The sequence below is a fragment of the Acidovorax sp. LjRoot204 genome (assembly GCF_056175785.1).
Genome location: NZ_JBGFFF010000284.1, coordinates 1 through 2,859 on the forward strand (window position 1 = coordinate 1; position 2,859 = coordinate 2,859).

The window sequence follows — 2,859 nt, forward strand, 5'->3', positions numbered from 1 at the left end:
AGCTTGGCGAGGCCTTGAGCCAACCCGTTCGGACGTACTCCAGCGGCATGTTCATTCGGTTGGCGTTCTCCACGGCGACCTCTATTGACCCGGATATCTTGCTCATCGATGAAGCGTTCGGTGCTGGCGATCAGCATTTCTCGGTAAAGTCCGGCAGACGCATGCGCGAGCTTATGGATCGAGGTCGTGTCCTGGTTTTTACATCTCACAATCTGGATCTGGTCAGATCCCTGTGCAATCGGATCGTATGGATCGAAAAAGGCGCTATCGTTGAAGATGGCCCTGCTGATTCAGTAATTCCCCGTTATCTGTCCATGGAGACTAAGGCATGAAAATTCTTCTGAATGCGATCGAGAAACACCGCAGCCCGTTGGTCGTCGCAATTGCTATCGCGGCGATGGCCAGCGCGTGCACGCAGCAAGCAGGCACGCCGGCGCAAGCGCCCGACACGGCCGCTCCTGCCACTCCCGTGGAGCCTGTCACGGAAACAGTTCCTGCGCCGCCCGAGGCGACGGCCAGCCAGTTCGGCCCTGCGCTCCCTGCGGATCTGCAGGGTGCAGTGGTGGGTGGCGGGGAATGCGGCATCGAAGCGACGCCAGAAGTGCCGCAAGGCGCCGAGATTCCATTGTCTCGCTCCAAGACGCAGCTTATCGAAGGTTGGATTCTCGATCGCCAGGAAAAATCCAAACCCACCTCCGCCTATCTGAAGCTGGAGTCTGGTGGAGAAGCATCCTATTTCGTTGCGCTTACCCTCGGCAATCGACAGGGATTGGGTGTGAGGTTAGGTGACGCATCCTTGGACGATGCGGCCTTCGCAGTGACCGCTGGTCTTAGCGAGGTTCCGGCTGGTCAATACAATGTGCAGGTTGCGCAACGCGTGGGTGAGAAGATCCTACTGTGCGCTACTGGACGCACGGCGAAAGTCGCGGACTGAGCCATATCCGGGGTGCGGGCATCGGCTCGTGTCCCGCACGCGGTTAACGAAGCTGTTTTGGGGGGTGTGATGGCAGGGGCGAAATTCAGGGTTCTGGCCGTAGCGGACGGAATGATCCCGTCTGTCGAATTAGTGCTCGAGCGCCCCTTGTCGTACCTCGCCAACGAGGGCGAGATAGAGTTCAGCTTGCATACGATCGAAGATGCCGATGGCATTGGGCGGGAGCTGGATCGTTGCGATCTTCTTGTACTGATGCGCGCATGCCAGGCAAACGCGCTGGCTCTCGTCAAGGCAGCCAGAGCCAGAAGCCTTCCGGTTGTTTACGCGATCGATGACGACTTCGAGAGCCTAGATCCGGCCACCCCCTTGGGGCGCCACTACCGCGACTCAGGGGCGTGGCCGCGACTACTCGACATTTGTGGTCTTTGCGATCAGGTATGGGCGTTCTCGAATGTTTTGAAACGGAAGATMCTTCCCAGGCAACGCAATGTTGTCGTTCCGCCTGCTATCGCGAGCCTTGAAAGCATTGGCGAGATCCGAAGTGCGGTAGGCGGAAGCGCCGCCTCTAAAGCTGATGTATGTATCGGATATGCCGCCTCGTTGTTGCACAGCACCGATATCGAGGATATCGCTCCTGTACTGCTTGGTTTGATGGAAGAGTACCCGCAAGTACGTATAGAGCTGATAGGTGTTCGTTCTGAACTATTGGCGGCGAACCCAAGGGTATCCCATTTTCCTTCGCTGCCGGGCATCCAGAAATACTACGAGTTCGTTCTTGGCAGGTGCTGGGACGTCGGAATCGCCCCATTGCTGCGCTCGCCGGCGAACGACGCGAAGACGGACAACAAGTATCGAGAATACGCAGCGCTCGGAATACCGGCGGTTTACGCGGATGCTCCGCCTTATTGGCGATCGGTAATTGACGGTTACAACGGTCTGGTCGCAGGTAGTCATTCTGATTGGCGGGACTGTCTAACGCGACTGATCCAAGACAAGACTCTTGCCGATCGTATCGCCGTTAATGCGATTGCAGATGTTAGACATCGATATGGCCTTCCGAATGTCGCCAGGAAATATCTCGATCTCATGCGCTCGGCTATCGAGCCACGCAGAAAAGTGCTGGTGATCGCGGCGCCTATCGCAACCACCGCGATCGATATCACGCTTCCCTTCGAGCAACTGGAATCGGAGGGTAAGCTGGAATGGCGGACCAAAGATGGTGCAGAGGTCACTCCTGAAGACTTGGCGTGGGCGGACCTGCTGGTTATCAGCAGACTGAGCGACCCGCCGACCTTGCTTGCTGCTCGACGTGCGAGGAACGACTACGGGTTGCCCGTAGTGTTCTCATGGGACGACGATTTTTTTGTCATCCCCGATTCCATTGGTGCGGTAGCCAAGTATCACAAGGACCCTGTCATCCTCAAAGGGCTTGAGGAATTGTTGTCCAGCGCAGACTTGGTTAAGGCATCAACGCTGCGCATTGAGCAGCGTTCGAAGGCCTACAATGCGAACGTGGTCCGACACCACTACGGATTCGACTTTTCTCAACTAGACGATCTCCCGCAGACAGGGACGCGTGATCCGGGCGCAGTGACTATAGGCTTTTTCGGGTCCGCGGATCACTCCAAGGCGCTGGAAACTTTGCTGGATGCGCTGCACGAAGTTGCACGTTTGGTGCCCCAGGCGCGCTTCGAGTTCTTTGGGCCACGTACGGCACGACTCGAAGGCCTTCCCAACACAAGTTTCATTCCATTCAGTGCTTCCTCACGTGATTCGCTGAGAACGCTGGCGACGCGTCACTGGGACATCGGGTTGGCTCCCCTTGAGATAAGCGACTTCAATCGGGCCAAGCTGCCGACCAAATATCGCGATTATGGCGCCTGCCATATCGCCGGCGTGTACACACGGATTGATCCCTACGAAGC

2 protein-coding genes and 1 pseudogene are annotated in these 2,859 nt (G+C 57.1%); all 3 read left to right on the forward strand.

The window, feature by feature from the left end; all coding sequences use genetic code 11:
- Positions 1-332 (forward strand): annotated as a pseudogene (locus tag AC04MI_RS24485) (ABC transporter ATP-binding protein); the annotation flags it as partial.
- The gene (locus tag AC04MI_RS24490) at positions 329-934 is read left to right on the forward strand and encodes a hypothetical protein (RefSeq protein ID WP_435996841.1); all 606 of its coding nucleotides are present in this window, start codon (positions 329-331) and stop codon (positions 932-934) included. The pseudogene AC04MI_RS24485 and the gene AC04MI_RS24490, both read left to right, overlap by 4 nt.
- Before the next feature lie 147 nt (positions 935-1,081).
- Positions 1,082-2,859, forward strand: a 1,778-nt coding sequence (locus AC04MI_RS24495) for a glycosyltransferase family protein (protein ID WP_476498958.1), incomplete at its 3' end; no start/stop codon positions are given.

Coding starts and splice junctions, on each gene's coding strand:
- AC04MI_RS24490 (WP_435996841.1), top strand. CDS start 329: ATGAAAATTCTTCTGAATGCGATCGAGAAACACCGCAGCCCGTTGGTC.